Raw genomic sequence first — 21686 nt, forward strand, 5'->3', positions numbered from 1 at the left:
CTTCAATCAGTGCGCAACGGCCGCCGCGGCGGCTTCGTCGATCAGTCTGCCGGTCTCGAAGCGCTTCAGCGTCAACCCTTCGGCAAGGCGATGCGGCTCTCCACGGGCGATAAGATGGGCAAAGAGATGCGCGGAACCGGGCGTCGCCTTGAAGCCACCGGTGCCCCAGCCTGCGTTGACGAACAGGTTCGGAACCGGTGTGACGCTCTGGATGGCGGAACGATCCGGCGTGTTGTCGGTGATACCGCCCCACTGGCGCATCATCTTGACGCGACGGAACATCGGGAACAGCTCGCAGATGGCGTCAAGCGTGTGCGTGATGATCTGCAGGCCGCCGGTCTGCGAATAGGAATTGTATTGATCGGTACCGGCACCGATGACGAACTCGCCCTTGTCCGACTGCGAAATGTAGGCATGAACCGAATTCGACATCACGACGCATGGGAAGATCGGCTTCATCGGCTCGGACACCAAAGCCTGCAACGGGTTGGAATGCAGCGGCAGCTTGACGTCCGCCATCTCCATGATCATCGAGTTGTGGCCGGAGGCCGACACGCCGATCTTCTTGGCGCCGATGAAACCCTTGCTGGTTTCCACACCGGTCACCTCGCCATTCGGCCCGCGACGGATCGCCTTGACCTCGCAGTTCTGGATGATGTGCACGCCCCGGTCGGATGCCGCGCGGGCATATCCCCAGGCAACGGCATCGTGACGGGCCGTTCCACCGCGGCGCTGCAGAGCGGCACCGTTGATCGGATAACGTGCCGATTTCGAGATATCGAGAACCGGCACGAAGTCCTTCGCCTGCTCCGGCGTCAGCCATTCGTTGTCGATGCCGTAAAGATTGTTGGCGTGGACATGTCGCATGAACGACTGCTTGTCGTGGATGTTGTGCGACAGCATCATAACACCGCGCGGGGAGTACATGACGTTGTAGTTCAATTCCTGCGACAGGTTTTCCCAGAGCTTCAGCGAATGCTCGTAGATGTCCATGCTCTCTTCGTAGAGATAGTTGGACCGGATGATCGTCGTGTTTCGGCCGGTATTGCCGCCGCCAATCCAACCCTTTTCGAGAACGGCCACATTGGTGATGCCGTGTTCCTTGGCGAGATAATAGGCCGCCCCCAGGCCATGGCCACCGCCGCCGATGATGATCACGTCGTAGGACGACCGCGGCTCGGGCGAAGCCCACTGGGCTCCCCAGCCCTTGTGGGCGCGCAGTGCCTCCCGCGCCACGGCAAAAACCGAATATTTGCGCATTCGCCTTATAACTCCTGTGGTTTCGGCACTTGGGTATGTCGATAGCAGTCGCAAATCAAGCAGTGTCGCGAAGTCCGTTTTGCGACTCATTGCCACCCGCTTTCGACACCGAGGGAAAAACCGGCGCTCCGCTGTATTTTTTTCGTTTGGCCGCCGCCGGCATCTGGACTTGACCCTGCTGATCTGCTATCCCGCCTGCCAAATCGTGGGCAGGAATGTCTCGCGAGCGGAATTTATTGATACATCCGTCTGTCGCCATTGTGACACGGAATTGCAACCAACCAAAGGAACGGGATTAGACGTGCAGGTACTTGTCCGCGACAACAACGTTGATCAGGCGCTCCGCGCCCTCAAGAAGAAGATGCAGCGCGAAGGCATCTTCCGTGAAATGAAGATGCGGGACTACTACGAAAAGCCGTCTCAGAAGCGTGCCCGTGAAAAGGCCGAAGCTGTTCGTCGCGTTCGCAAGCTGGCCCGTAAGCGCGCACAGCGCGAAGGTCTCGTCAGCGCAGGTCGTACCGGCCGTTAATTCGTCGTTTTTTCGACGTTTTCCGATGTTGTAAGGGCGGTTGCGACTGTGTCGCTGCCGCCCTTCAAGTATAATGTTCATGTCGGCCCTCGTGGCGGAAAAGACTAGACGGAAAGCGCGCCTGGCAATGGCTCTGATGACGTACCTTCCCCTCGTGACTTCCCATAGGGCCGCATCGGTCACCGGATTTCGCACCGTGCTTTGCACTGCAGTAATCGCGATCGGTCTGGCAGGCTGCCAGTCCACGCCGTCAACGACGGACGTCATCCGCATTGACCGGGCGCAGGGATCCGAGGAAAACATTGCGTCGCTGACAGCCGTCATCAACGCCAATCCGCAGGACCCCGAGGGATATAACGTGCGCGGATCGGCTTATGGCCGCGCCGGAGAGTTCCGCAAGGCGCTTGAGGACTTCAACCGGGCGCTTCAACTCAATCCGCGCTTTTATCAGGCATACGCGAACCGCGCCCTCGTCTATCGCAACATGGGCCAGCCGGTCGAAGCGGCAAACGACTACAATTCGGCGCTGAAGCTCAATGCGAACTACGACGTTGCCTATATCGGCCGTGGCAACATTTATCGCCAGGCTGGACGTATCGACGAGGCGTTCACCGATTTCAACCGGGCAATCCAGCTCGATACGACCGACGGTCGCGCCTATCATAATCGGGGCCTGATCTTCCAGCTGCGCGGCCAGCACGCCAAGGCGATCGAGGATTTCTCCAAGGCGATTTCGCTCTCTCCGAGCTCGCCGGAACCCTACAACGGTCGCGGCGTGTCCTATGTCGCATTGAACGACGACGAAAACGCCTTCGCCGATTTCAACCACGCCATCGAGCTCAATCAGCGCCTCGCTGAATCGTGGGCGAATCAGGCCCTGATCTATGAACGCCGGGGCGACAAAGCGCGTGCGATGAAGTCCTATTCCCATGCGCTGGGCCTCGACCCCAAGTATGTCCCGGCACAACAAGGGTTGGCGCGCCTGCGAAGCGCTTAGTCCGTCCATCTCGCGACACAAAAAAGCCGGCGTCACCGCCGGCTTTTTCTTGGCCTTGACGATGCGGTGATCACCGCATGAAGAAAACGCCGATGATCGACAGCACGATGAAGACGATGATGCCGCCGAAGAAGCCGGCTGCCGTGTAGAAGCCCGCTGCCATCGCGACGAGAAGTGCGATCAGGATCGCCGTTCCATACTTGGTGCCGGCGATGAAGAAGTCATACGTCTTCTCGTGCTCGGCATAGTTCATCGGCGCGCCGGTTTCGACGGGGCCCGTGTGGTGTTCGCTCATCATCATTCTCCCTCGCCATCAGATGACCCGGCCCGGGCTATCTGGAGTTTTCCGGTCGTGACGACATCGGTCGCCCCGCAGTGTTTCTGAATTACACAAAGCCGGCGCAGAGCGCAATCGGCTCCTGAGCCAACAGCAACGCCGACGACAGCATCCACATTGCGTTAAGCCACATACGCGCGTCCGCCGCGTCCCTTCTTCCTGGTTCGTTCGAGCAGGTTCGAGATGTCCTCGGCGGATTGCGGGGTAGAATAAACATAGCCCTGGATGAGGTCGGCGCAGCGATGCTGATTGATGAGGGCCAGTTGCTCCTTCGATTCGACGCCCTCGATCACGATTTTCAGATCGAGCTGGCGCGACAGATTGACGATACCTTCGAGGAGTTTGAGACGCCGCGAGTCACCCGTGATGTTCCTGACGAAAGACCGGTCGATCTTGACGACGTCAGCAGGCAGCGAATCGAGGTAGCTCAAACTGGAGAAGCCGGTCCCGAAATCATCGATGGCGATAGTGATGCCCATCGCCCGCAACGCCTCCAGAATAGACCTCGCGGTTGCGAGCTCCTCGATCAGGCTGGTCTCGGTGATCTCGAGATGGAGGCGGCTTGCCGAAAGGCCCGACCTTGAAAGCGCGTCTCGCACGACTTGGAGGATAGTGTCGGTTCGAAGATCCTGGACCGAAAGATTGACCGAGACCGCCACATTCTCCGGCCATGCCGCGGCGGCATGACAGGCGGTATCGACGATCAGGTGGGTCACGTGGGCCGCAATACCCATATCTTCCGCCAAAGGGATGAAGATGTTCGGCGGAATGGAACCCTTCGTTGGATGAATCCAGCGCGCCAAGGCCTCGCAGCAGGCGATGCGGCTACCGTCTGGGAGGAACATCGGCTGATAGGCGACAGACAGTGCCCCGTTCTCGATTGCGTCGCGAAGATCGTCCTGAAGTCTCTGGCGCTCGACATAGCGGGCATCCATTTCCTCCGCGAAAAAGGTCAGCCGGCCCCCTCCCCGAGACTTCGATTCGAAGAGAGCAAGATCAAGCTTGATCTGCCACTCCTCCATGGAGGCAACGGCGGGATCGACGGCCATGCACCCCGCGCTGAACGATACGCGGAAACTCATGCCGTCGAGCTCGTAGGTACCGCAGAGGTCGGCGTGGATGCGTCTGAGCCGCTCGATTAGGCTATCGAGCCCGTCGCGGTTCGTTCCAAAGACGATGAACTGGTCCCCAACCAGGTGACCGACAACCTCGCCGTGGGCGAGCTGTTGCAGCCGTTGTCCGATTGCGACCAGCAGGCGGTCACCGGCCGTATAGCCTTTGGTATCGTTGACATGTCGGAAACCGTCGACGTCCAGCAGCAGCAGCGCTGCGGCGGCGATGTCCTCCTGTTCAGACACGCGCTCTGCGACCAGTTCCGCGAAATGATTGCGCTGCGGCAGGCCGGTCAGGCTGTCATACCTGACCATGTGCAGTATCTTGCGCTCCGCCGACGCTCGCGCGGTGACATCCTCGAAGATCAGAACCACGCCACCTTCGGGACGACGGCTGGCGGAAAACTCCAGCACGAGATCATCGGAGAAGGTCATGACGGCTCTCGAGAGCGAGCCGTCCATCAGTTGCGTCAGCTGTCTCTGGATCATGCCGGGCAGCGATCCGCCAACAACGGTATGTCGGACGCCGTATCGCAAAGCCACATCCAGGTCATATCCTTTCAGCCGGTTCCGCTCGCCAAGATGCAGCAGCTCGCAAGCCTTGCGATTGATCACCTGAATACGGTTTTCGGTATCGAGCATGATAAGACCATGGGTCATGTTGTTGAGCGCCGTATCGAAACGGTCGGCAATCGTCTTCATGTCCCGGGATGCCACGACATTCTCGTGCAGGAACTCGCGCAAGCTCTTGGCCATAGCCTCCGTCGTCAGCATGAAAGGTATGAGCATTGCCGAGAGCACCGCTTTGTATGGATCGTTCGCGAGGAACGCGCCCACGATGATCGGTGCACAGCAGGCGAAAGTCTGCAGGTTGACGGCAAGTCGTGAACCATAATTCCGCCCGACAATCGAAACCATAGAGGCCATGGCAACAGCAACAGACGCGAGCTCGACGAAGGTATCTTCGTAGACGAGGATGGAATAGCCGCATCCGATGCCCAGGACCGCCGCGGTCGACGCAGCTCCGATCACGTAACGGATCTCCCAGCGGCGTATATCCGCGACCGTCAGCGTCGATTTGTCCGCTCTCGCGAACCGCCGGAACAACAAGATCCGGCTGGCGAAAACGACCATGAACGCGAGAGAAACAAGGAGATAGATCGGGTCGCCCGTTTTGTGGAAGACGACCGCATAGGCCAGGATATGGACGACCATGCCCTTCAACAACGTACTGCTGTTGTCGAACAACGAACTGACGAGAGAGAGCTGAACCTCTTTCGGCGTCTCGATCGTGTTGCGAACCTTCATAGCGTGGTCTCCCGATCACCCTGTCGATTAGACCAAACGCTTTAAGGTCGGCTTTCCAGCGTCGTGAGATTTTTAACGATCCTGCTGATCCACCGCCCACGAGGCCAAATCATGTCGTGTTCTGGAGCAACCCCCACAGCAACGGAGCACACACCGACGTCGTTGGCACACGATGGCATCCAGACGCGCTGCTGGTTCAGGGCGAGACATATTTGACGAAAGACAAATGTAGCCCGAAAGACGGAGACCCGTTTGGTTGCAAGGCGTTTGGCCTTGCTCTATGGACAAAGGGGTGCGTCAGGGAGAAAACAATGCGGGCTTTATTGCTGCTGAGCCGGGTGATTGATGCAATCAACGGCGCAATAGGCAGGTGGGTATCTTGGCTGCTTTTGGCTGCCGTTCTCATCAGTGCCGGAAATGCGATCATCAGAAAAATGTTCGACATGTCGTCAAACGCGTTTCTGGAGCTGCAGTGGTACCTGTTCGGCACTGTCTTCATGCTTGCTTCCGCCTATACGCTGCTGAAGAACGAGCACATCCGGATCGATATCCTCTCGAACAACTGGTCCAGGAGGACGCGAAACTGGATCGACCTGGTGCTCCATATCATCTTTCTGGTCCCCTTCTCCTTTCTCATGGCATGGCTTGCATGGCCGTGGTTCTGGAATTCCTACAATATCGGTGAGATTTCCTCGAGCGCTGGTGGCTTGATCGTCTGGCCCGCCAAGGCAGCGGTCTTGGTCGGATTCCTGCTCCTGAGCGCCCAGGCGGTTTCGGAGATCATCAAGCGCGCAGCGGTGCTTGCCGGCGTGCTGGACGAAGACGCCGCAGACAAAAGCGCAGCCGAAACGGCGGGGCAGTGACATGATCGATTTCATTGCCCATAACCTCGCACCCATCATGTTCACAACCGTGATGCTGATGCTTCTGCTCGGCTATCCGGTGGCTTTCACGCTCGCGGCGGGCGGTCTCATCTACTTCGCTCTCGGCGTGGAACTGTCGACGATCTCCCCGGAGATCCGGCTCTTCTGGCCGCTGTTGCAGTCGCATCCGGATCGCATCTACGGCATCATGTACAATGATACCCTGTTGGCGATCCCCTTCTTCACGCTTATGGGACTAATCCTGGAGCGCTCCCGTATGGCGGAGGATCTGCTCGACACGGTCGGCCAGCTTTTCGGCCCGATCCGCGGCGGCCTTGCCTATGCGGTCATCCTGGTGGGTGCGCTGCTCGGTGCCACGACCGGCGTGGTCGCGGCATCGGTGATGGCAATGGGCCTTATTTCCCTGCCCATCATGCTGCGGTACCACTACAACAAGCCGCTCGTATCGGGAACGATCGCCGCGTCTGGCACACTGGCACAGATCGTTCCGCCGTCGCTCGTCCTGATCGTGATGGCCGACCAGCTGGGACGTTCGGTCGGCGACATGTATGTCGGCGCGCTTTATCCGGCGATCATGATCGTCTTCGCTTACTGCGCCTATATCTTTGCCGTCACGATGGTGAAGCCGCATTGGGCACCGGCCCTGCCGCTGGAGGCTCGGACACTCGGTGGCGGGGTGACATCGCTTATCGTCATGCTGCTCATCGCGATCGGCCTCTATTTCCTCGGCCACGACGTGCTTTTCACCGGTATAGAAAGCCCCGAGTGGCAGCTCGTCGCTGCGTTGGCCTTTGCAGTTCTCACTGTCTATGTCGTCGCCATCGCCAACCGCACACTCAATCTCAATCTCATTTCCCGCCTGACCCAGCAGGTGATCATCGTTCTCATTCCGCCTTTGGCTCTGATTTTTCTGGTGCTCGGCACAATCTTCCTCGGCATCGCGACACCCACGGAAGGCGGCGCCATGGGCGCGGCTGGTGCCATCGTGCTGGCGGCCGCCAAGGGGCGACTGTCGATGGCCGTGATGAAGAACGCGCTCGACGCGACCACCAAGCTCTCCGCCTTCGTGATGATGATCCTGATCGGCGCCCGCGTTTTCGGCCTGACGTTCTATGGCATCAACGGCAATGTGTGGATCGAGGAACTGCTGACGGCGCTGCCGGGCGGTGAGTACGGCTTCCTGATCGTTGTCACGATCATCGTCTTTATCCTCGGTTGCTTCCTGGATTTCTTCGAGATCGCTTTCGTCATGGTTCCGCTTCTCGCGCCGGTGGCCGACAAGCTCGGGATCGATCTGGTCTGGTTCGGAGTGATCCTCGGCATCAACCTGCAGACCTCGTTCCTCACACCGCCGTTTGGTTTTTCCCTGTTCTACCTGCGCTCCGTGGCCCCACCCTCCGCCTGGAAGGACAAGGTGACCGGCCGCATGATGGATGGCGTCAGAACGATCGATATCTACAAGGGCGTTTTCCCTTTCATCATAATCCAGTTCATCATGATTCTGGTTGTGATCGCCTTCCCGGACCTCGTCTTGCGGTACAAGGGCGACGCGCCGACCGTCGATCCGAACGATGTGCAGATCGAAATCCCGGGCTTCGGACAAGGCAACGGAATGTCATTGCCGCCTCTCGGCTCAGATGGCGCCGGAGGAGCGCCGGCCTTCGGCTTGCCCCCCCTTGGCTCGGAGGGTGGCAACGGCCAACAGGCGCCCGCCATAGGCCTGCCGCCGCTCGATCTCGGAGGTCCTGCCCCTGCGCCAGCAACTCCGGCGGCGCCCGCTCTCGACCTCAGCCAGCCACCCGTTATCCAGTAGCTGGCACAGATGATGTCCGACCTGAAGGACGGCGCCATCGAGCGCCGTTTTTCTTGACTGCCGTCGCGGGACAAAAAAGGCCCGCGCGATGCGCGGGCCCCGAAGTCTTCGAACGGTGGAACCGTTAGAGTTTGCCGGCCCGCTGCTGGATCATCATGAACGTGTCGAAGGTGTACTCGCCGAGCTGGGCCCAGAGGTACGCGTCCTTCTTGAACGCGAGCTGGTCTTCGTAGGTCTTCTTGAAGAACTCGCTCTGCGCGGAGAGCTCGGCGTAGATGCCAATTGCAGCCTGATAGCAGGCTTCCATGATTTCCTGGCTGAACGGACGCAGCACGGTGCCCTCGGACACCAGCTGCTTCAGCGACGCCGGGTTCTTGGCGTCGTATTTCGCCATCATGTTGGTATTGGCGTAGGCACAGGCGTCCGTGAGGATCGCTTGGTAATGCTTCGGCAGTCCATTGAACTTCTCCAGATTGAAGAAGCCATGAACGACCGGTCCGCCTTCCCAGAAACCCGGGTAGTAGTAGTACTTGGCGACCTTGTGGAAGCCGAGCTTCGAATCGTCATAGGGGCCGACGAATTCGGCCGCATCGATCGTGCCCTTTTCAAGGGCCGGATAGATATCGCCACCCGCAAGCTGCTGCGGCACGACGCCGACCTTCTCAAGCACCTTGCCAGCGAGGCCGGCGATACGCATCTTCAGACCCTTGAGGTCGTCGACCGTGTTGATTTCCTTGCGGAACCAGCCGCCCATCTGAACGCCAGTATTGCCAGCCGGAAGACCGTAAAGACCCTGCGTGGCATAGAACTCGTTCATCAACGTGTTGCCGTTGCCCTGGTTGAACCAGGCGTTCGACATGCGCGCGTTGAGACCGAACGGCAGTGCAGTGCCGATTGCGAACGTCGGCTCCTTGCCCCAGAAATAGTAGGACGTGGTATGCGCCGCCTCGACGGTGCCAGCGGCCACGGCATCCACGGCCTGCAGGCCGGGAACGATTTCGCCGGCGGCAAACACCTGGATATTGAAGTTGCCGTCGGTCGCGGCAGCGACGCGTTCAGAGATATCGGTAGCACCACCGAAAATCGTGTCCAGCGACTTCGGGAACGACGACGTCAGGCGCCAGGTAATCTTGGGGTTTTCCTGCGCGATCGCAGGTGCTGCAAGCACGGTGGACGCGGCAGCGCCGGCGCCAGCGACTCCGGCCTTCTTAATGAATGAACGACGATCCATGAATTAAACCTCCCATCATGGTTACCCCTGCCTCTCTTCGAAAGACCAAGGGAGTAAAACGAGATAACCATGCCGTTCAAAGCGTTTCAAGCTTTGAACCAGACGACTTTCGACTAAAGAACGGTGTCCTCGAACAACTGGCTTTGCCATCCGCCAAGTGGGGCACCAGCGGGCAAGGCCAAACGAATTTCGTTGACTTGGGCTCGCGGATGGAATGAGAAAAGACATCGTCCCCAATCGGAGCCATCTATGTCCAAACCGATTATCGCAGTACCAGCCGACATTCGCGAATTCGATGGCACGACATGGCACGCGGCACAGAACCAGTATGTGAAGGCGGCGCTTAAGGTCGCGGACGTGATGAGCTTCATCATTCCGGCTTTCGTCGAGGGGAATGACGCGGACGCGATTCTCGATCGCGTCGATGGGCTTCTGGTGTCCGGTTCAGCGACAAATGTCCACCCGACGCTCTATGGTGCCGAAGCATCTGAAAAAGATGGGCCCTTTGATCCCGCCCGCGATGCGACCACGTTCCCCCTGATCCGGCGCGCGCTCGAGAGAGGCATTCCGCTGCTGGCGATATGTCGTGGCATTCAGGAGTTGAATGTCGCGCTCGGGGGTACGCTCGCAACCGAAATCCAGGAGCAGCCGGGCGTCTGGGACCATCGCAAACCTGCGGATGTCGATCGCGACACGGCCTTCTCCATTCGTCAGGACGTTATCATCGCAGAGGGCTCATGCATCGCGCGTTATCTCGGCACGGGAAGGGTCGCGGTCAATTCGCTCCACCGCCAGGCGATTTCCAAAACGGCGCCAGGCCTGCAGGTCGAAGCGATCGCAGACGACGGCACGATCGAGGCCGTGTCGGTTATCAATGCCAAGGGCTTCGCGATTGGCGTGCAATGGCATCCGGAATACTGGGCGGAAACCGACCGTCCGTCCCGCTCCCTGTTCCAGGCATTCGGGGATGCCGTGCGCGACTATGCCGGAATGCGGGCAGCGGCCTGAAAGTCAGGGCAACAGGAGCCAGGCCAGACTGGCTCCGTCGGTATCCAGGGACTCGTAGCTGAAGCCGTGCCCACGACCGAGCGTCAGCACCACTTCGCCGTTACCGTTTGACAACGTCACCGTTCCGTCGCCGTTCTCGATCCAGTTCGCGGCCTGAACGAGGCCGGGCCACACGGCGCTGCAATCCTGTCCGGCCTCGAAGCTGCGGCTGCGGCTGGTCAATGCGCCGCCCCGATCGACCAGACACACCGTCATATCGCTCAGGTTGGTTACCGAAAACCGCGCTGGCGGTGATGCCAGCCCGGCGGTCAGTTGCGGTGGAATCGAGGCCGAGACGAAATCATCCGGCCAATCCTGGCGCTGAGAGAGAAACGGAAGCGTCACGACGGCTGCCAGCCCCGCTCCCGAAATCGAGCTCAAAGCAACGACACCACGAAGTCCCATGAATGCCCCCTGCCCATCGTCCATGAAGCAGAGTGTGCGCTCCGGAACTTGCCGAAAACTGGAGGATGGTCAGTCCCTCGAGACAGGCGTCTCTGGTACGGGTGTGATAGGCTTTCCAGTGTCGAACCAGGCGATGAGGTTGTCGACCACCAGATCCGCCATGGCGTTACGTGTCGGCACCGACGCCGATGCCACATGCGGGAAGAGGGACGCATTCGGCAGACCGATCAACCCCTTCGGCACCTTCGGTTCATCCTGGAACACATCGAGCCCGGCAGCGGCGATCGTTCCCTGCCTCAAGGCCGCTTCCAGCGCATCCTCGTCAACGGACCACCCACGACCGACGTTGATGAGAACCCCGTTCTCACCGAGCGCCGCCAAAACCTGCGCATCGATGGCCTTGTGGGTTTCTGGCGTCTTCGGCACGATGCAGATCAGCGTGTCCACCGCCTTGGCCAGATCGAGAAGGGTTGGCTGGTAGGAATAGCTGACATCCGTCCGCGGGCTGCGAGTATGATAGCTGATTGCGACCTTGAATGGCTCGAGCCGGCGCGCGATCTCAAGGCCGATTCGGCCGAGGCCGTACAGACCGACATGACGTCCCTTGAGCGACAGCGGCGACAGCGGAAAGGCGCCCTCGCTCTCCCAGCGACCGTCGCGCAGCCAGCTTTCCGCAGCATGGAACCTGCGAACCGTATTGAGCAACAGCGCGATCGTGGTATCGGCAACTTCATCGTTCAAGACGTCGGGCGTGTTGGTGACGACCACGCCTTGGGACGCGGCGGCCTTGGCATCAACGCCATCATAACCCACCCCGAAATTCGCGATGATTTCGAGACTTGGCAGCTTTTCGATCCATGAGGCGGGGGCGAAGTTGAAGGATGCCATGCCCTTGATGCGCCTTGCCTCCTCGTCCCCAAGCGTGAAACCGGTACCCGCCGGTGCCGTGACGATCTCGAAGCGCTCCTGCAATCGCTCAAGGACACGCGGGTGCACCCGTCCGGGCACGAGAATGGTCGGCGTTTCCGTCATCAGTCTTCCTCGTAGTCTTCTTTTCAACGTCGCATGGGGCCGGTTGACTGGCGAATGCGCATCTCCGGCTTGATCAGATGGATACCGTCCGGCTCGTGGCTGCCGGCGAGTTTGTCGAGCAAAGCACGGGCAGCAAGCCGCCCGACCTCCGCCTGACCGTTCCAGACCGTCGTCAGCGCCGGTGTGGCGATAGATGCCTCTTCCAGATCGTCGTAGCCGGTCACGGAAATATCCTGTCCGGGCACCAGCCCGGCACGGGCGATACCGTTCATCAACCCGATCGCAACGAGATCGTTCCAGCACACGGCGGCGGTCGGCTTTTGCGGCAGCGACAGGAAGTGAACAGCAGCCTCGAAGCCGCCCTGCTTGGTGCGCGGGCCGGGAATTCGCAGGTTGGGATCGACCTCGATACCCGCCTTGCGCAGCGCGTTGACGTAACCCTGGTATCGATCCCTGCCGGTCGAGGTCAGGTCCGTGCCGCCAATGAAGGCGATCACCCGGTGGCCCAGTCCGATCAGGTGATTGGTAGCAAGCGATATCCCGTAGCTGTCGTCACCACGATAGATCGGCAGGTCCACGCCCTCCATCGATCGGGCCACGAGGATGGCAGGCATGCCGTTCTGCTCGGACAGCATCACATCCTCCGCCGGCGTCCCGATCGCCGGTGACATGATCACGCCATCGCCACCGAGTTGCAGCAAGGTCTCGATGAACGTTCGTTGCTTTTCGACCGAGTCATAATGGTTGGAGAGGATGAACGTGTGCCGGCTGCGATCGAGTTCGCTTTCGATGGCCTTCAGGATCTCGCCATAGAAAGGGTTCATGATGTCATGAACCACGACACCGATAATACCCGATCTGGAGGTTCTTAGGCTGGCGGCCCGGCGATTGTAGATATAGCCGAGGGCCCGAGCCTGCTCCTTGATCTTTTCTCTGGTGTCCACGGCCACCAGAGGACTGTCGCGCAGCGCGAGCGATATGGTTGCAGTGGAAAGACCGAGAGACTCGGCAATCGTCGACAACTTGACCTTTTGCGCCACGATTCCTCCGTCGGGCTTGCCCCCTCTCCCGCGTCTACCGCGATTAAACCGTTTAATTAAATAGTTTAATTCTCAGATGCAACTGTTTTCGTTTCTCATTCGGACTGTTGCTGGAGATTGTCCTCGACGCTCTGCAAGAGCCGAACCAGAAGTTTCACGTCCTTGCCCGACAGGCCCTGCACAGCCTGCAGACTGCATTCTTGCGTCGCGCGCTCAATCTTGGAAAGGGTATCGGTGCCTGCCGGCGTCAGATGCACCTTCGTCAGGCGGGCGTCCTTGGGATCGGCGCGCCGCTCCACGAAGCCCTGCGCCTCCAGACGCCCGATCGTGCGGGTCATGGTCGGCGCCTTGACGCCAAGCCGTTGGGCAAGAGCGCCGGTCGTCAGCCCCTCCTCCTCCGCCAGAGCCTGGATCACCCCGTCCTGGCCGGCATAGAGGCCGCTTTCGGCCAGATTGCGCGACAACCGCGTCCGCATCGCCCGCGCCGCGTGGATCATCACGGGCCCGAGGTCGCCGATCCTTTCGTCGAGCGCCGCCTTTTTCTTGGCCTTGCCCTTCTTGTCGCCCTTGTCCTTTTTCGACATTGTTCACCCCGCCGCTCGCCGGCATTCGCCGCAGTCCGCACCATCTAAGACAGGCTATGCATACCAGTCAAAGCCGGAGCAACAATTCCATGGCACGTCCCGAACGCGCATTTTCTGAGAACGACCCGGCACTCCCGAGATCAGAACGTCGCGAGTGGATCGCAGTGCTGCCGCTGGGAGCCCACGAACAGCACGGACCCCACCTGCCGTTTGAGACGGACACGCTTATCGCGGCCGGAATCGTTGATCGCCTGATTGAAGCTCTTCCCGAATCCATACCCGCCACGTTTCTCCCGGTTGAACCCGTGGGCTATTCGATCGAACACATGGATGTGGATGGGACCCGAACGCTGCCCTTCGACGAGGCCTGTCATCGATGGCTCGCGATCCTTGCCGATCTGGCGCGCCAAGGCATCCGGAAGGCGGTTCTGCTGAACGCACATGGTGGCAACTCTCCCTTGCTGACGATTGTCGCCACGGAAGCGCGGGTTCGCTTCGACATGCTGGTGGTAGCGACCAGCTGGACCCGGTTCGGCGTGCCTGACGACGTGATTGTCGCGGAACGCAAGGCCATCGACATCCACGCCGGCGATATCGAAACCTCGGTCATGCTCGCTCTCCACCCTGAGAAGGTCGTCATGTCGAAGGCCGGCAACTTCACCTCCCGGCAAAGCCGCTTCATCGAGGACTTTGTCCATCTCCGCGCCTACGGTCCCCACGCCTTCGGATGGAAGATGTCGGATCTCAATCCTGAAGGCGCGGCAGGCGACGCATCCGCCGCAACGGCAGAAAAGGGCGAGGCGCTCATCGCCCACGCGGTAGCCGGTCTCCTGGCGCTCCTTGACGACGTGCACCGCTTCGACATCACGCTCTTCGACCGGTGAAGGCTAGCCTTTGCCGAGCACTCCGCTCAGCCTGTCCCGCCAGAAAGCCAGAGCTTCGTCTTCGGTGCGGACGTCCGTCGCATAGCTGTGCCGCAGTGCATAAAGCAGCGCCTCGATCCGCTCCGCCGGCGCCGGCAGCCGGTCCGGAACGAACAGGCGCGCGAACTCGCCGCGTTCCCTGATCCGGAACGTCGCCGCCTGATATTCCGCCCGCCCGAATGTGTAGACGGGCTTGCCATGCAGAAGCGCCTCGGCACCGACGCCGGAATTGATCACGCAGACCGCGCAAGAGCCATCGATCAGATCGTGAATGGAGCCCTCGGTCAGCGAAAACAGCCCACGCCTGACGCCCTTGGCTAGGACGAACCGGACAGCCGCCGACCGGCAGAGCGGATGGCGCTTGACGACGACCGCTATCCCTCTGGCCGCACAGGCCCGACTGACCTCCTCCAGCATGTCGAACATATGCAGGGCCGCCTGGCGCTGGACCGCATCGTCGATCACCTGCAGGGCGACAAACACATATTGTCCCGCCGGTCGATCCGGACCGGTCTCAGGCTGGAGATATTTGGACTGGTTTCCGGCGATCAGTTGTTGTCGTTCGGACGAGATGAAAGCTGCCACCACTGCCGGATCGAAAGCGTCAGCCGGCGGCAGGGGCTTGTCACTGAAGGCGCTCCAGCCCGAATAGCCTCCGGTGTCGCCGCTGAAGTGGCTCCGGCGATCGGTTTCCTTGACGTGGAGACCTCGTCCCTCGCCACCGACGGTATGGTAGGCGATAAACGCTCCCTCATCAGCCAAAGCGCCGTGCTTGGCGACCCTCATCTCGACCGAGTAGGACGTGCCGTTTTCACGCAGAACGGATACGATCTGCCGGAACGACCGGCGGATGTCCTCCCTGAATCCCGGATAATCCCGGTGATTCATCCGGAAGGCTGCCACGGGCACATGAACGGTCAGCCTCTCCTGAAGGGGTGTTGCGCCTCCCTGTAAACGTCGCCTCAGCGATGCACACGCAGCGTCTACGACATCCCGCCAAGGCTTGCATTCGGCTTCGAGGTCCGCGACACGCTGCGACAACTGGTTCGCAAGCTCGGGACGCGTATCACGGATAGCTCCAATGACGCGCTTTGCGGCATCAAAGTCCATGAGCGAGATTTGGAAATCCACGAGCAGCGTGGCGCTTCCAGGCTTTTGCCGGAGACGTGTTTCCAAACGTCCCGCATCGGCAATCGCACGGCGCATCATGGCAGCGAACGTGCGTTCGTCGCCGAGGCCTTCCGCCAACATTGCCACGTCGCGCGCCAGCGAGATCATCGGCGACCGCAGAAATGTCAGAAGAAGACGTCCGAGCAGGATCAGTTCGCGCTGCTGGCGATCATATTGCCGGGGGTCATGCCGGATCACACCGCTGAAGCGCGTGAAGGCCAGCAGCGCCTTTATCCCGTCCCGGCGACCCGTGATCATCTCGCCTAGCCGTTCAGGGAGATTCGCGAGACGGGAAAGAACGGAGCTTTTCGACATGTCGCTCGCAAATCCGCTGAAAGAAAATGTCGTACGCAACGACCAAACGGCATCTTGAGCGTCGATAGGGTAAGGAACCCGGAGTGTCAAACAGGGGAACGCCGAAGACCGGCAGAAAGCCTTTGAACTGACGCAAGCCAGCGCCTATATGACGGTAACACCATTACAGGCGCACTGCCGTAACTCCCCTTTCGTCGAGGTTTCCGATGACCGAAGCTGCTGCTGCAAAACCCACTCCCGTGACCGTTCTGACCGGCTATCTCGGAGCAGGCAAGACCACGCTCCTGAACCGGATTCTTTCCGAAAATCACGGGAAGAAATATGCCGTCATCGTCAACGAGTTCGGCGAGATCGGAATCGACAACGATCTGATCGTGGAGTCGGACGAGGAAATCTACGAAATGAACAACGGCTGTGTCTGCTGCACAGTCCGCGGCGACCTGATCCGCGTGGTCGAAGGCCTGATGCGCCGCCCCGGCCGCTTCGACGGCATTATCGTTGAAACCACGGGCCTCGCCGACCCCGTTCCGGTCGCGCAGACTTTCTTCATGGATGATGACGTCCGCTCCAAGACGGAACTCGATGCCGTCGTGGCACTCGTCGACGCCAAGCACCTGCCGCTCCGCCTGAAGGACAGCCGCGAAGCCGAGGACCAGATCGCCTTCGCCGACGTGGTCGTTATCAACAAGACCGACCTCGTCAGCCACGACCAGCTCCACCAGATCGAGGACATCGTCCGCGCCATCAACCCCTCGGCCCGCATCTACTCCACGACCCGTTCGGGCGTCGATCTGGCCAAGGTTCTGGATCAAGGTGCCTTCAACCTCGAGCGCGCTCTCGAAAACGATCCGCATTTCCTGGATCACGACGACCCGGATCACGTCTGCGGACCCGATTGCGATCATGATCACCATCATCACGGTCATGACCATCACCATGATCACGATCATCATCACCACCACGACCATGATCATCACCACCATCACGACCATGGACCGTCCGCCATTCACGACGTCACGGTGACCTCCGTATCGCTGCGTGGTGGCGAGATGAATCCGGACCGCTTCTTCCCCTGGATCCAGAAGGTTACCCAGACGCAGGGACCGAATATCCTTCGTCTCAAAGGCATCATCGCCTTCAAGGGAGACGAAGAGCGCTATGTCGTCCAGGGCGTTCATATGATCGTCGAAGGCGACCATCAGCGCCCTTGGAAGGAAAACGAGAAGCGTGAGAGCCGCCTGGTCTTCATCGGGCGCGAACTTGATCGCGAAAAGCTGGAAGCAAGTTTCAAGGCCTGCGAGGCCACCGCCTGATGCCATCGGTTGCGCCTCTCGATATAGAAGGTCACGTCGTCGCGGCGACCTTCCTTGGTGACATGCCGGTTTTCGCGGCCGCCAGTGGAACCATTCACCGTCTGGACGGCGGAGAAAAGGTGACCGAAGCACACGAAGGCATCCTCGCCTGCGTCAAGGATCCGGCCAACCAGACTCTCGTCACGGGCGGCGAAGACGGCAAGGTGTTGCGGATCGCGCACGACGGGAGCATCACCGAGCTCGCGCATCTGCCTCGAAAATGGATCTCCGTCGTCGCCACCGGTCCGCAGGGCGCGGTCGCGTATGCGCAGGGCAAGTCAGCCTTCGTTCGTCTGGCTGACGGCACCACAAAGGAGTTCACAGAGCAGCGGACAGTCGAAGCGATTGATTTCGCACCGAAGGGTCTGCGCATTGCGCTGGCGCGCTACAACGGCGTCACCCTTCACTGGGTCGGCACCTCCGGCGCACCGATCGATCTTGAGTGGAAGGGAGCTCATACCGGCGTCACCTTCTCACCCGACGGGCGCTTCATCGTCACGACGATGCAGGAAAATGCGCTGCATGGCTGGAAGCTGGACGGCAAATCCGGCGCGGACGCCCGCCACATGCGTATGACCGGCTATCCGGCGAAAGTGAAGTCCGTTTCCTGGTCGCCCAAGGGCAAGTGGCTCGCCTCCTCAGGTGCGCCGGCCGCGATCGTCTGGCCTTTTTCCGGCAAGGATGGCCCGATGGGCAAGGCACCGCTCGAACTGGGAACGCGCGCCAACATCATGGTCACGGACGTGTCTTTCCATCCGGCGGAGGAAATCCTCGCGATTGGTTTTGTCGACGGAATGATCCTCGCGGTTCGCATCGCCGACGGCAAGGAGGCGCTTCTGCGTCGTCCAGGCAAAGGTGCGATCACGTCGATGGGATGGAGTTCGACGGGCAAGTTGCTGGCATATGCGTCAGACGCCGGCGATTGCGGCGTCATCGACATTTCGGCCTGAAAGACTGTGGAGAAAAACATGGGGAGCACGAGGCTCCCCATGTCGCTTTCTAGAACCGGTATGTGACACCGCCGCCGATCAGCCAGGGATCGAGCTTGGCCTTGCCGCTCAAGGGAGCGCCGCCGCTGGTGGCCTCGTAGTCGGCCTCGAGGAAGATCTTCTTCACGTCGAAGTTCACACCCCAGTGCTCATCGAGCATGTAGTCGAAGCCGACCTGCAAGGCCGCACCGAATGTGTCCTTGACGTCGATGTCATCCACGGCCGAACCGGACTGATTGTAGAACATCGTGTAGTTGATGCCGGCACCCACATAGGGCTTGAAAGCGCCGAAGTCGGTGAAGTGGTACTGAAGCGTCAGCGTCGGCGGCAGAACCCAGGTCTTGCCGATCTTGCCGAGGCCCGCGATTGATCCTTCTCCACTGATGTTGGCATAGGTGGTGCCAAGGATCAGTTCGGCAGCGATGTTGTCGGTGAAGTAGTAGGTGATGTCCAGTTCCGGGATCACCGTATCGCTATAGGAAAGGTCCGAACCCGGCACGCCATCCAGACTGCCACTGTCATTGGTGATGACGCCGAGCCCGCGGACACGGATCTGCCAGGGGCTCAACGACGCCACCGCCGACTCTTCCGCCGGGGTGAGCGGCGCCAGGTCCGCCGCCGGCGCGACCTGCGCAGTAAGCGTCAGTATGGTGGTTGCGGCCAGCGCCCGAAGGCGCGTGCTCCATGTCTTGCTCATTGTTCTCTCCTAGATTTCAGATTTGGCAGAGCCGCGTCGACTATCGGGGAGCGAGCCTTCAAGCGTTTGATTCAAATCAAAGAAAGGGAATTGCTGCTGCTATGCACACAAGGAGAAACGTATAGTTACAGTTTTACAACATAACAAAATGACAGATGCCAAATCCGGGTCATTTGAAGCGTCGGTTTTGACCGGGATAAACACAAAAAAGTCCGGCCCACAAAGGGGCCGGACGTGTCACGACGGGTCTGTCAGCGATTCTTAGAACTTCACGCCAAGACCGACATTGACGACGTGCTGGCTGAAATCGACGTTGGTTCCGCCGATATCCTTGTCGCCATAGTCGTTGTAGCGGTACTCAAGCCGGCCGAACATCCGGTCGGTGAACGCGTAGTCTACGCCTGCGCCAATCGTCCAGCCATGCATGGTCTCACTGTCTTCGCCGGCGCCGGTGTCGAGGTTTGCATCGGTTGCTGTCCAGCCGCCAGCCGCATAGATCAGCGCCCGGTCCATCGCGTAACCGACGCGACCGCGAATTCCGCCGTTGAAGCCCGTTTCGAAATCGGCGCCCGCGACGGAACCGTCGTTCCAATCGTAATCTACGTTTCCTTCGAGACCGACGATAACGCTGTTGCCGAATTCCCAGTTGTAACCGACAAAGCCGCCAAAGCGGCCGCCGTCGAATCCGTCAGAGCCAAAGCCATCGACATCGGCGTCACCCCAGCCGTAACCGCCTTCGACACCGACATAGCCGCCAGCCCATGAGAACACGACGGGCGTTTCTATCGTTGCCGCCGGAGCTTCCGGCACCTCGTAGATCGCGTCCGCAGCAAAAGCGGCGCCGGTGGACAGAAGCACTATCGCGGTGGACGTCGTGAGCAATTTCTTGAACATTCGGATATCTCCCCTGAGACTGTGTGCGAACCCCGATCGCGGGGCAGGTGTCTATCACCACCGCCATAACTCATGAACGCAGGGGTAAAGTTCCGAAGGTTCCACAGCCGCTCGAATTTCTTCCGGCTTGCCGTGACGCATTTGTCACAACGGCTCGACGCCATTCGGCGATTTCGGCTAGACTGAACTCTGGAGGCTCCAAATGCACATTCTGCCGCGATCGCTTCTGGCGGGCGCTCTTGCCCTTGTCGCCGCAACCGCCGGTGCGGCCGACATCTGGCGGATGGCCGATCTGAGCGACCCTGTATCACCGCAGATCCCCACCACTTTCCTGGATCTCGCTCGCGCGGTCGTACCGGATTTGGAAGCGACGTCTGGAGGCTGGCGGGGAAACACGGTCGCCCCCACCATGGCGGAGGAACTGGATGTGGACGAGGCGTGGCCGGAGGGGCTGCAAGTCAACAAAGCCGAAGTCATGCACCTCGCAGGCGCGAAGGCGATGATCGTTTTCCTGGATTTCGGCGAGCCGGATGGACAACCCGATGCGCCAGCGTCGCTCGCCCTCTATACGCTCGCCGGAGAAACGCCCGTGCTAGGCGATATAGTAAATGTCGGCCTTGATCGGCAGACAGGGATATCAGGCGATACGCGGCTCGTCGATGACAGGACGGCGTTGATTGTCATCGACAATACCCACTCCAACTCATCCCAGCACTACCGAATCACGAGCCTCTATCTCGCGACACCGGAGGAACTCCTTCATGTCGACGATGTCTTCACGTTTTCGGAATCGCTTTGCGGCCTCTGGCGCCAGCAACAAACGGGTGTTTCGGTCAACGACGCGGTTCCAAGCGGCAAACCCGCGATTTACGTCGAAATCAGCCTCCACGACGATCCGAAGGAGGGCGACGAATGTGCCGAGCCGATTGCCGTCATCGCCGACCGCACCATCGGCGTTACCTACACTTGGTCTGAGAAAACAAAGTCCTATCAACCTGACTCCGATGCCCTGCAAATGCTCGCTGAAGAGAACGAGCGCCGGTTCTGACGCCGACACAGGAGATCGGGAATCGGACATTCACGACCCGCGCTCGACCGGCGGCTCCAGACGCGGGTTGCGTCGAACCGGTCCGGGAGCGCGGGCCGAGCGAGCGGCGGCCTTTACGCCGCCTGTTCGAGAGAGGTACCGCTCAACTTGCGGCCGGTGGCAACGATCATGCCCGCCGCGCCGCCCAGCCATCCGTCCTTGAGTTCCAGCCCCAGAAAGCGCGCACGATCGAACGGTCCCGGCATGACGAGATGGCGGGCACGATACGCAAAGAAGCCGAAGCGCTCGTAATAGGCCGCGTCACCCACCAGGAGTACGGCACCGTGGTCGCGCTTCTTCGCTTCCAGAAGCGCTGCACGCATCAGCGCGGAACCGATGCCCTTGCCTTCATGGGCGCAATCTACGGCCAGCGGCCCGAGCAGGAGCGCCTCGATCGGGCCCCCGTCCCGGTCTACGCCGGCCTCGACATTCCAGAGGCGAACGGTGCCGATGACATGACCGGCGCGATCGCGCGCCACCAGTGCGAGGCCCTCGGCCGGGACGCGCCCGCGCCGGATCTTCTCGGAAGACTTTGTCTTGCGATCGGCGCCCATCACCTTGTCGAGCAGCGTCTCGCGCGCCACGACGTCGGCAGGCGTCTCGCGGTCGATGACATAGGCAGGTGCAGGCGCGAAAAGGGCGCGCACGTTGTCGAGAACAGTGGCCATGCTGGCCTCCCG

General features: G+C 60.3%; 21 protein-coding genes. 9 read left to right on the forward strand and 12 right to left on the reverse strand.

Going from position 1 to position 21686, the window contains the following annotated elements:
• Positions 1 to 6: 6 nt before the first annotated feature.
• Positions 7 to 1260, reverse strand: a complete 1254-nt coding sequence (locus J5J09_RS19870; protein WP_208553965.1) for a sarcosine oxidase subunit beta family protein — start codon at positions 1258 to 1260, stop codon at positions 7 to 9.
• Between the two features lie 301 nt (positions 1261 to 1561).
• On the opposite strand from J5J09_RS19870, the gene rpsU reads away from it, so the two are divergent.
• Positions 1562 to 1789, forward strand: coding sequence for a 30S ribosomal protein S21 (rpsU, locus tag J5J09_RS19875; RefSeq protein WP_208554453.1), 228 nt, complete (start codon positions 1562 to 1564; stop codon positions 1787 to 1789).
• A 127-nt stretch (positions 1790 to 1916) separates the two neighbouring features.
• The gene (locus tag J5J09_RS19880) at positions 1917 to 2786 is read left to right on the forward strand and encodes a tetratricopeptide repeat protein (protein WP_208553966.1); all 870 of its coding nucleotides are present in this window, start codon (positions 1917 to 1919) and stop codon (positions 2784 to 2786) included.
• A 70-nt stretch (positions 2787 to 2856) separates the two neighbouring features.
• Here the strand turns inward: J5J09_RS19880 and J5J09_RS19885 are convergent, their stop codons facing one another.
• Positions 2857 to 3081: an aa3-type cytochrome c oxidase subunit IV gene (locus J5J09_RS19885; RefSeq protein WP_208553967.1), complete on the reverse strand. Its 225-nt coding sequence runs from the start codon at positions 3079 to 3081 to the stop codon at positions 2857 to 2859.
• A 164-nt stretch (positions 3082 to 3245) separates the two neighbouring features.
• A complete protein-coding gene (locus J5J09_RS19890; protein ID WP_208553968.1) occupies positions 3246 to 5543 on the reverse strand; it encodes an EAL domain-containing protein in 2298 nt (765 codons plus the stop codon).
• Between the two features lie 311 nt (positions 5544 to 5854).
• Here J5J09_RS19890 and J5J09_RS19895 point away from each other — a divergent pair, with 311 nt between their 5' ends.
• Positions 5855 to 6406 carry a TRAP transporter small permease subunit gene (locus tag J5J09_RS19895; RefSeq protein WP_208554454.1) on the forward strand — a complete coding sequence of 184 codons (552 nt, stop codon included), beginning with the start codon at positions 5855 to 5857 and terminating at the stop codon, positions 6404 to 6406.
• Position 6407: 1 nt separating this feature from the next.
• A complete protein-coding gene (locus J5J09_RS19900; RefSeq protein ID WP_208553969.1) occupies positions 6408 to 8240 on the forward strand; it encodes a TRAP transporter large permease subunit in 1833 nt (610 codons plus the stop codon).
• 124 nt (positions 8241 to 8364) lie between these two features.
• On the opposite strand, the gene J5J09_RS19905 is transcribed toward J5J09_RS19900, so the two are convergent.
• Positions 8365 to 9471, reverse strand: coding sequence for a TRAP transporter substrate-binding protein (locus J5J09_RS19905; RefSeq protein WP_208553970.1), 1107 nt, complete (start codon positions 9469 to 9471; stop codon positions 8365 to 8367).
• Between the two features lie 249 nt (positions 9472 to 9720).
• Here J5J09_RS19905 and J5J09_RS19910 point away from each other — a divergent pair, with 249 nt between their 5' ends.
• A complete protein-coding gene (locus J5J09_RS19910) occupies positions 9721 to 10479 on the forward strand; it encodes a gamma-glutamyl-gamma-aminobutyrate hydrolase family protein (protein ID WP_208553971.1) in 759 nt (252 codons plus the stop codon).
• 3 nt (positions 10480 to 10482) lie between these two features.
• On the opposite strand, the gene J5J09_RS19915 is transcribed toward J5J09_RS19910, so the two are convergent.
• The 4 genes from J5J09_RS19915 to J5J09_RS19930 form a co-directional block, all read right to left on the reverse strand.
• On the reverse strand, positions 10483 to 10923 hold the full coding sequence (locus J5J09_RS19915; RefSeq protein WP_208553972.1) for a hypothetical protein: 441 nt from the start codon (positions 10921 to 10923) through the stop codon (positions 10483 to 10485).
• A gap of 69 nt (positions 10924 to 10992) precedes the next feature.
• Positions 10993 to 11955: a 2-hydroxyacid dehydrogenase gene (locus tag J5J09_RS19920; protein ID WP_208553973.1), complete on the reverse strand. Its 963-nt coding sequence runs from the start codon at positions 11953 to 11955 to the stop codon at positions 10993 to 10995.
• Between the two features lie 23 nt (positions 11956 to 11978).
• Complete coding sequence (locus J5J09_RS19925; protein WP_208553974.1) at positions 11979 to 12995, reverse strand: LacI family DNA-binding transcriptional regulator; 1017 nt, start codon at positions 12993 to 12995, stop codon at positions 11979 to 11981.
• 95 nt (positions 12996 to 13090) lie between these two features.
• Entirely contained in the window at positions 13091 to 13579 is a 489-nt protein-coding gene (locus J5J09_RS19930) for a MarR family transcriptional regulator (protein WP_208553975.1), read from the reverse strand.
• 89 nt (positions 13580 to 13668) lie between these two features.
• Between J5J09_RS19930 and J5J09_RS19935 the strand changes: the two genes are divergently transcribed.
• On the forward strand, positions 13669 to 14463 hold the full coding sequence (locus J5J09_RS19935) for a creatininase family protein (protein ID WP_208553976.1): 795 nt from the start codon (positions 13669 to 13671) through the stop codon (positions 14461 to 14463).
• Between the two features lie 3 nt (positions 14464 to 14466).
• On the opposite strand, the gene J5J09_RS19940 is transcribed toward J5J09_RS19935, so the two are convergent.
• The gene (locus J5J09_RS19940) at positions 14467 to 15987 is read right to left on the reverse strand and encodes a hypothetical protein (protein WP_208553977.1); all 1521 of its coding nucleotides are present in this window, start codon (positions 15985 to 15987) and stop codon (positions 14467 to 14469) included.
• Positions 15988 to 16193: 206 nt separating this feature from the next.
• Here J5J09_RS19940 and J5J09_RS19945 point away from each other — a divergent pair, with 206 nt between their 5' ends.
• Complete coding sequence (locus tag J5J09_RS19945) at positions 16194 to 17300, forward strand: GTP-binding protein (protein ID WP_208553978.1); 1107 nt, start codon at positions 16194 to 16196, stop codon at positions 17298 to 17300.
• The gene (locus tag J5J09_RS19950) at positions 17300 to 18289 is read left to right on the forward strand and encodes a WD40 repeat domain-containing protein (protein ID WP_208553979.1); all 990 of its coding nucleotides are present in this window, start codon (positions 17300 to 17302) and stop codon (positions 18287 to 18289) included. Before J5J09_RS19945 ends, J5J09_RS19950 begins: the two co-directional genes overlap by 1 nt.
• 49 nt (positions 18290 to 18338) lie before the next feature.
• On the opposite strand, the gene J5J09_RS19955 is transcribed toward J5J09_RS19950, so the two are convergent.
• Together J5J09_RS19955 and J5J09_RS19960 are read right to left on the reverse strand one after the other, a co-directional pair.
• Positions 18339 to 19025 carry an OmpW family protein gene (locus J5J09_RS19955; protein WP_208553980.1) on the reverse strand — a complete coding sequence of 229 codons (687 nt, stop codon included), beginning with the start codon at positions 19023 to 19025 and terminating at the stop codon, positions 18339 to 18341.
• A 261-nt stretch (positions 19026 to 19286) separates the two neighbouring features.
• The gene (locus tag J5J09_RS19960) at positions 19287 to 19919 is read right to left on the reverse strand and encodes an outer membrane protein (RefSeq protein WP_208553981.1); all 633 of its coding nucleotides are present in this window, start codon (positions 19917 to 19919) and stop codon (positions 19287 to 19289) included.
• Between the two features lie 202 nt (positions 19920 to 20121).
• Between J5J09_RS19960 and J5J09_RS19965 the strand changes: the two genes are divergently transcribed.
• A complete protein-coding gene (locus J5J09_RS19965) occupies positions 20122 to 20967 on the forward strand; it encodes a hypothetical protein (RefSeq protein ID WP_208553982.1) in 846 nt (281 codons plus the stop codon).
• Positions 20968 to 21080: 113 nt separating this feature from the next.
• Here J5J09_RS19965 and J5J09_RS19970 read toward each other — a convergent pair whose 3' ends face one another.
• Positions 21081 to 21674: an N-acetyltransferase gene (locus J5J09_RS19970; protein ID WP_208553983.1), complete on the reverse strand. Its 594-nt coding sequence runs from the start codon at positions 21672 to 21674 to the stop codon at positions 21081 to 21083.
• Positions 21675 to 21686 lie beyond the last annotated feature (12 nt).

The sequence above is a fragment of the Ciceribacter sp. L1K22 genome (assembly GCF_017599385.1).
GTDB lineage: Bacteria > Pseudomonadota > Alphaproteobacteria > Rhizobiales > Rhizobiaceae > Allorhizobium.

Excerpts from the sequence above, each read along its gene's own strand:
- J5J09_RS19870 (WP_208553965.1), bottom strand. The coding sequence starts at position 1,260 with ATGCGCAAATATTCGGTTTTTGCCGTGGCGCGGGAGGCACTGCGCGCC.
- J5J09_RS19880 (WP_208553966.1), top strand. The coding sequence starts at position 1,917 with ATGGCTCTGATGACGTACCTTCCCCTCGTGACTTCCCATAGGGCCGCA.
- J5J09_RS19885 (WP_208553967.1), bottom strand. The coding sequence starts at position 3,081 with ATGAGCGAACACCACACGGGCCCCGTCGAAACCGGCGCGCCGATGAAC.
- J5J09_RS19890 (WP_208553968.1), bottom strand. The coding sequence starts at position 5,543 with ATGAAGGTTCGCAACACGATCGAGACGCCGAAAGAGGTTCAGCTCTCT.
- J5J09_RS19895 (WP_208554454.1), top strand. The coding sequence starts at position 5,855 with ATGCGGGCTTTATTGCTGCTGAGCCGGGTGATTGATGCAATCAACGGC.
- J5J09_RS19900 (WP_208553969.1), top strand. The coding sequence starts at position 6,408 with ATGATCGATTTCATTGCCCATAACCTCGCACCCATCATGTTCACAACC.
- J5J09_RS19905 (WP_208553970.1), bottom strand. The coding sequence starts at position 9,471 with ATGGATCGTCGTTCATTCATTAAGAAGGCCGGAGTCGCTGGCGCCGGC.
- J5J09_RS19910 (WP_208553971.1), top strand. The coding sequence starts at position 9,721 with ATGTCCAAACCGATTATCGCAGTACCAGCCGACATTCGCGAATTCGAT.
- J5J09_RS19915 (WP_208553972.1), bottom strand. The coding sequence starts at position 10,923 with ATGGGACTTCGTGGTGTCGTTGCTTTGAGCTCGATTTCGGGAGCGGGG.
- J5J09_RS19920 (WP_208553973.1), bottom strand. The coding sequence starts at position 11,955 with ATGACGGAAACGCCGACCATTCTCGTGCCCGGACGGGTGCACCCGCGT.
- J5J09_RS19930 (WP_208553975.1), bottom strand. The coding sequence starts at position 13,579 with ATGTCGAAAAAGGACAAGGGCGACAAGAAGGGCAAGGCCAAGAAAAAG.
- J5J09_RS19935 (WP_208553976.1), top strand. The coding sequence starts at position 13,669 with ATGGCACGTCCCGAACGCGCATTTTCTGAGAACGACCCGGCACTCCCG.
- J5J09_RS19940 (WP_208553977.1), bottom strand. The coding sequence starts at position 15,987 with ATGTCGAAAAGCTCCGTTCTTTCCCGTCTCGCGAATCTCCCTGAACGG.
- J5J09_RS19945 (WP_208553978.1), top strand. The coding sequence starts at position 16,194 with ATGACCGAAGCTGCTGCTGCAAAACCCACTCCCGTGACCGTTCTGACC.
- J5J09_RS19950 (WP_208553979.1), top strand. The coding sequence starts at position 17,300 with ATGCCATCGGTTGCGCCTCTCGATATAGAAGGTCACGTCGTCGCGGCG.
- J5J09_RS19955 (WP_208553980.1), bottom strand. The coding sequence starts at position 19,025 with ATGAGCAAGACATGGAGCACGCGCCTTCGGGCGCTGGCCGCAACCACC.
- J5J09_RS19960 (WP_208553981.1), bottom strand. The coding sequence starts at position 19,919 with ATGTTCAAGAAATTGCTCACGACGTCCACCGCGATAGTGCTTCTGTCC.
- J5J09_RS19965 (WP_208553982.1), top strand. The coding sequence starts at position 20,122 with ATGCACATTCTGCCGCGATCGCTTCTGGCGGGCGCTCTTGCCCTTGTC.
- J5J09_RS19970 (WP_208553983.1), bottom strand. The coding sequence starts at position 21,674 with ATGGCCACTGTTCTCGACAACGTGCGCGCCCTTTTCGCGCCTGCACCT.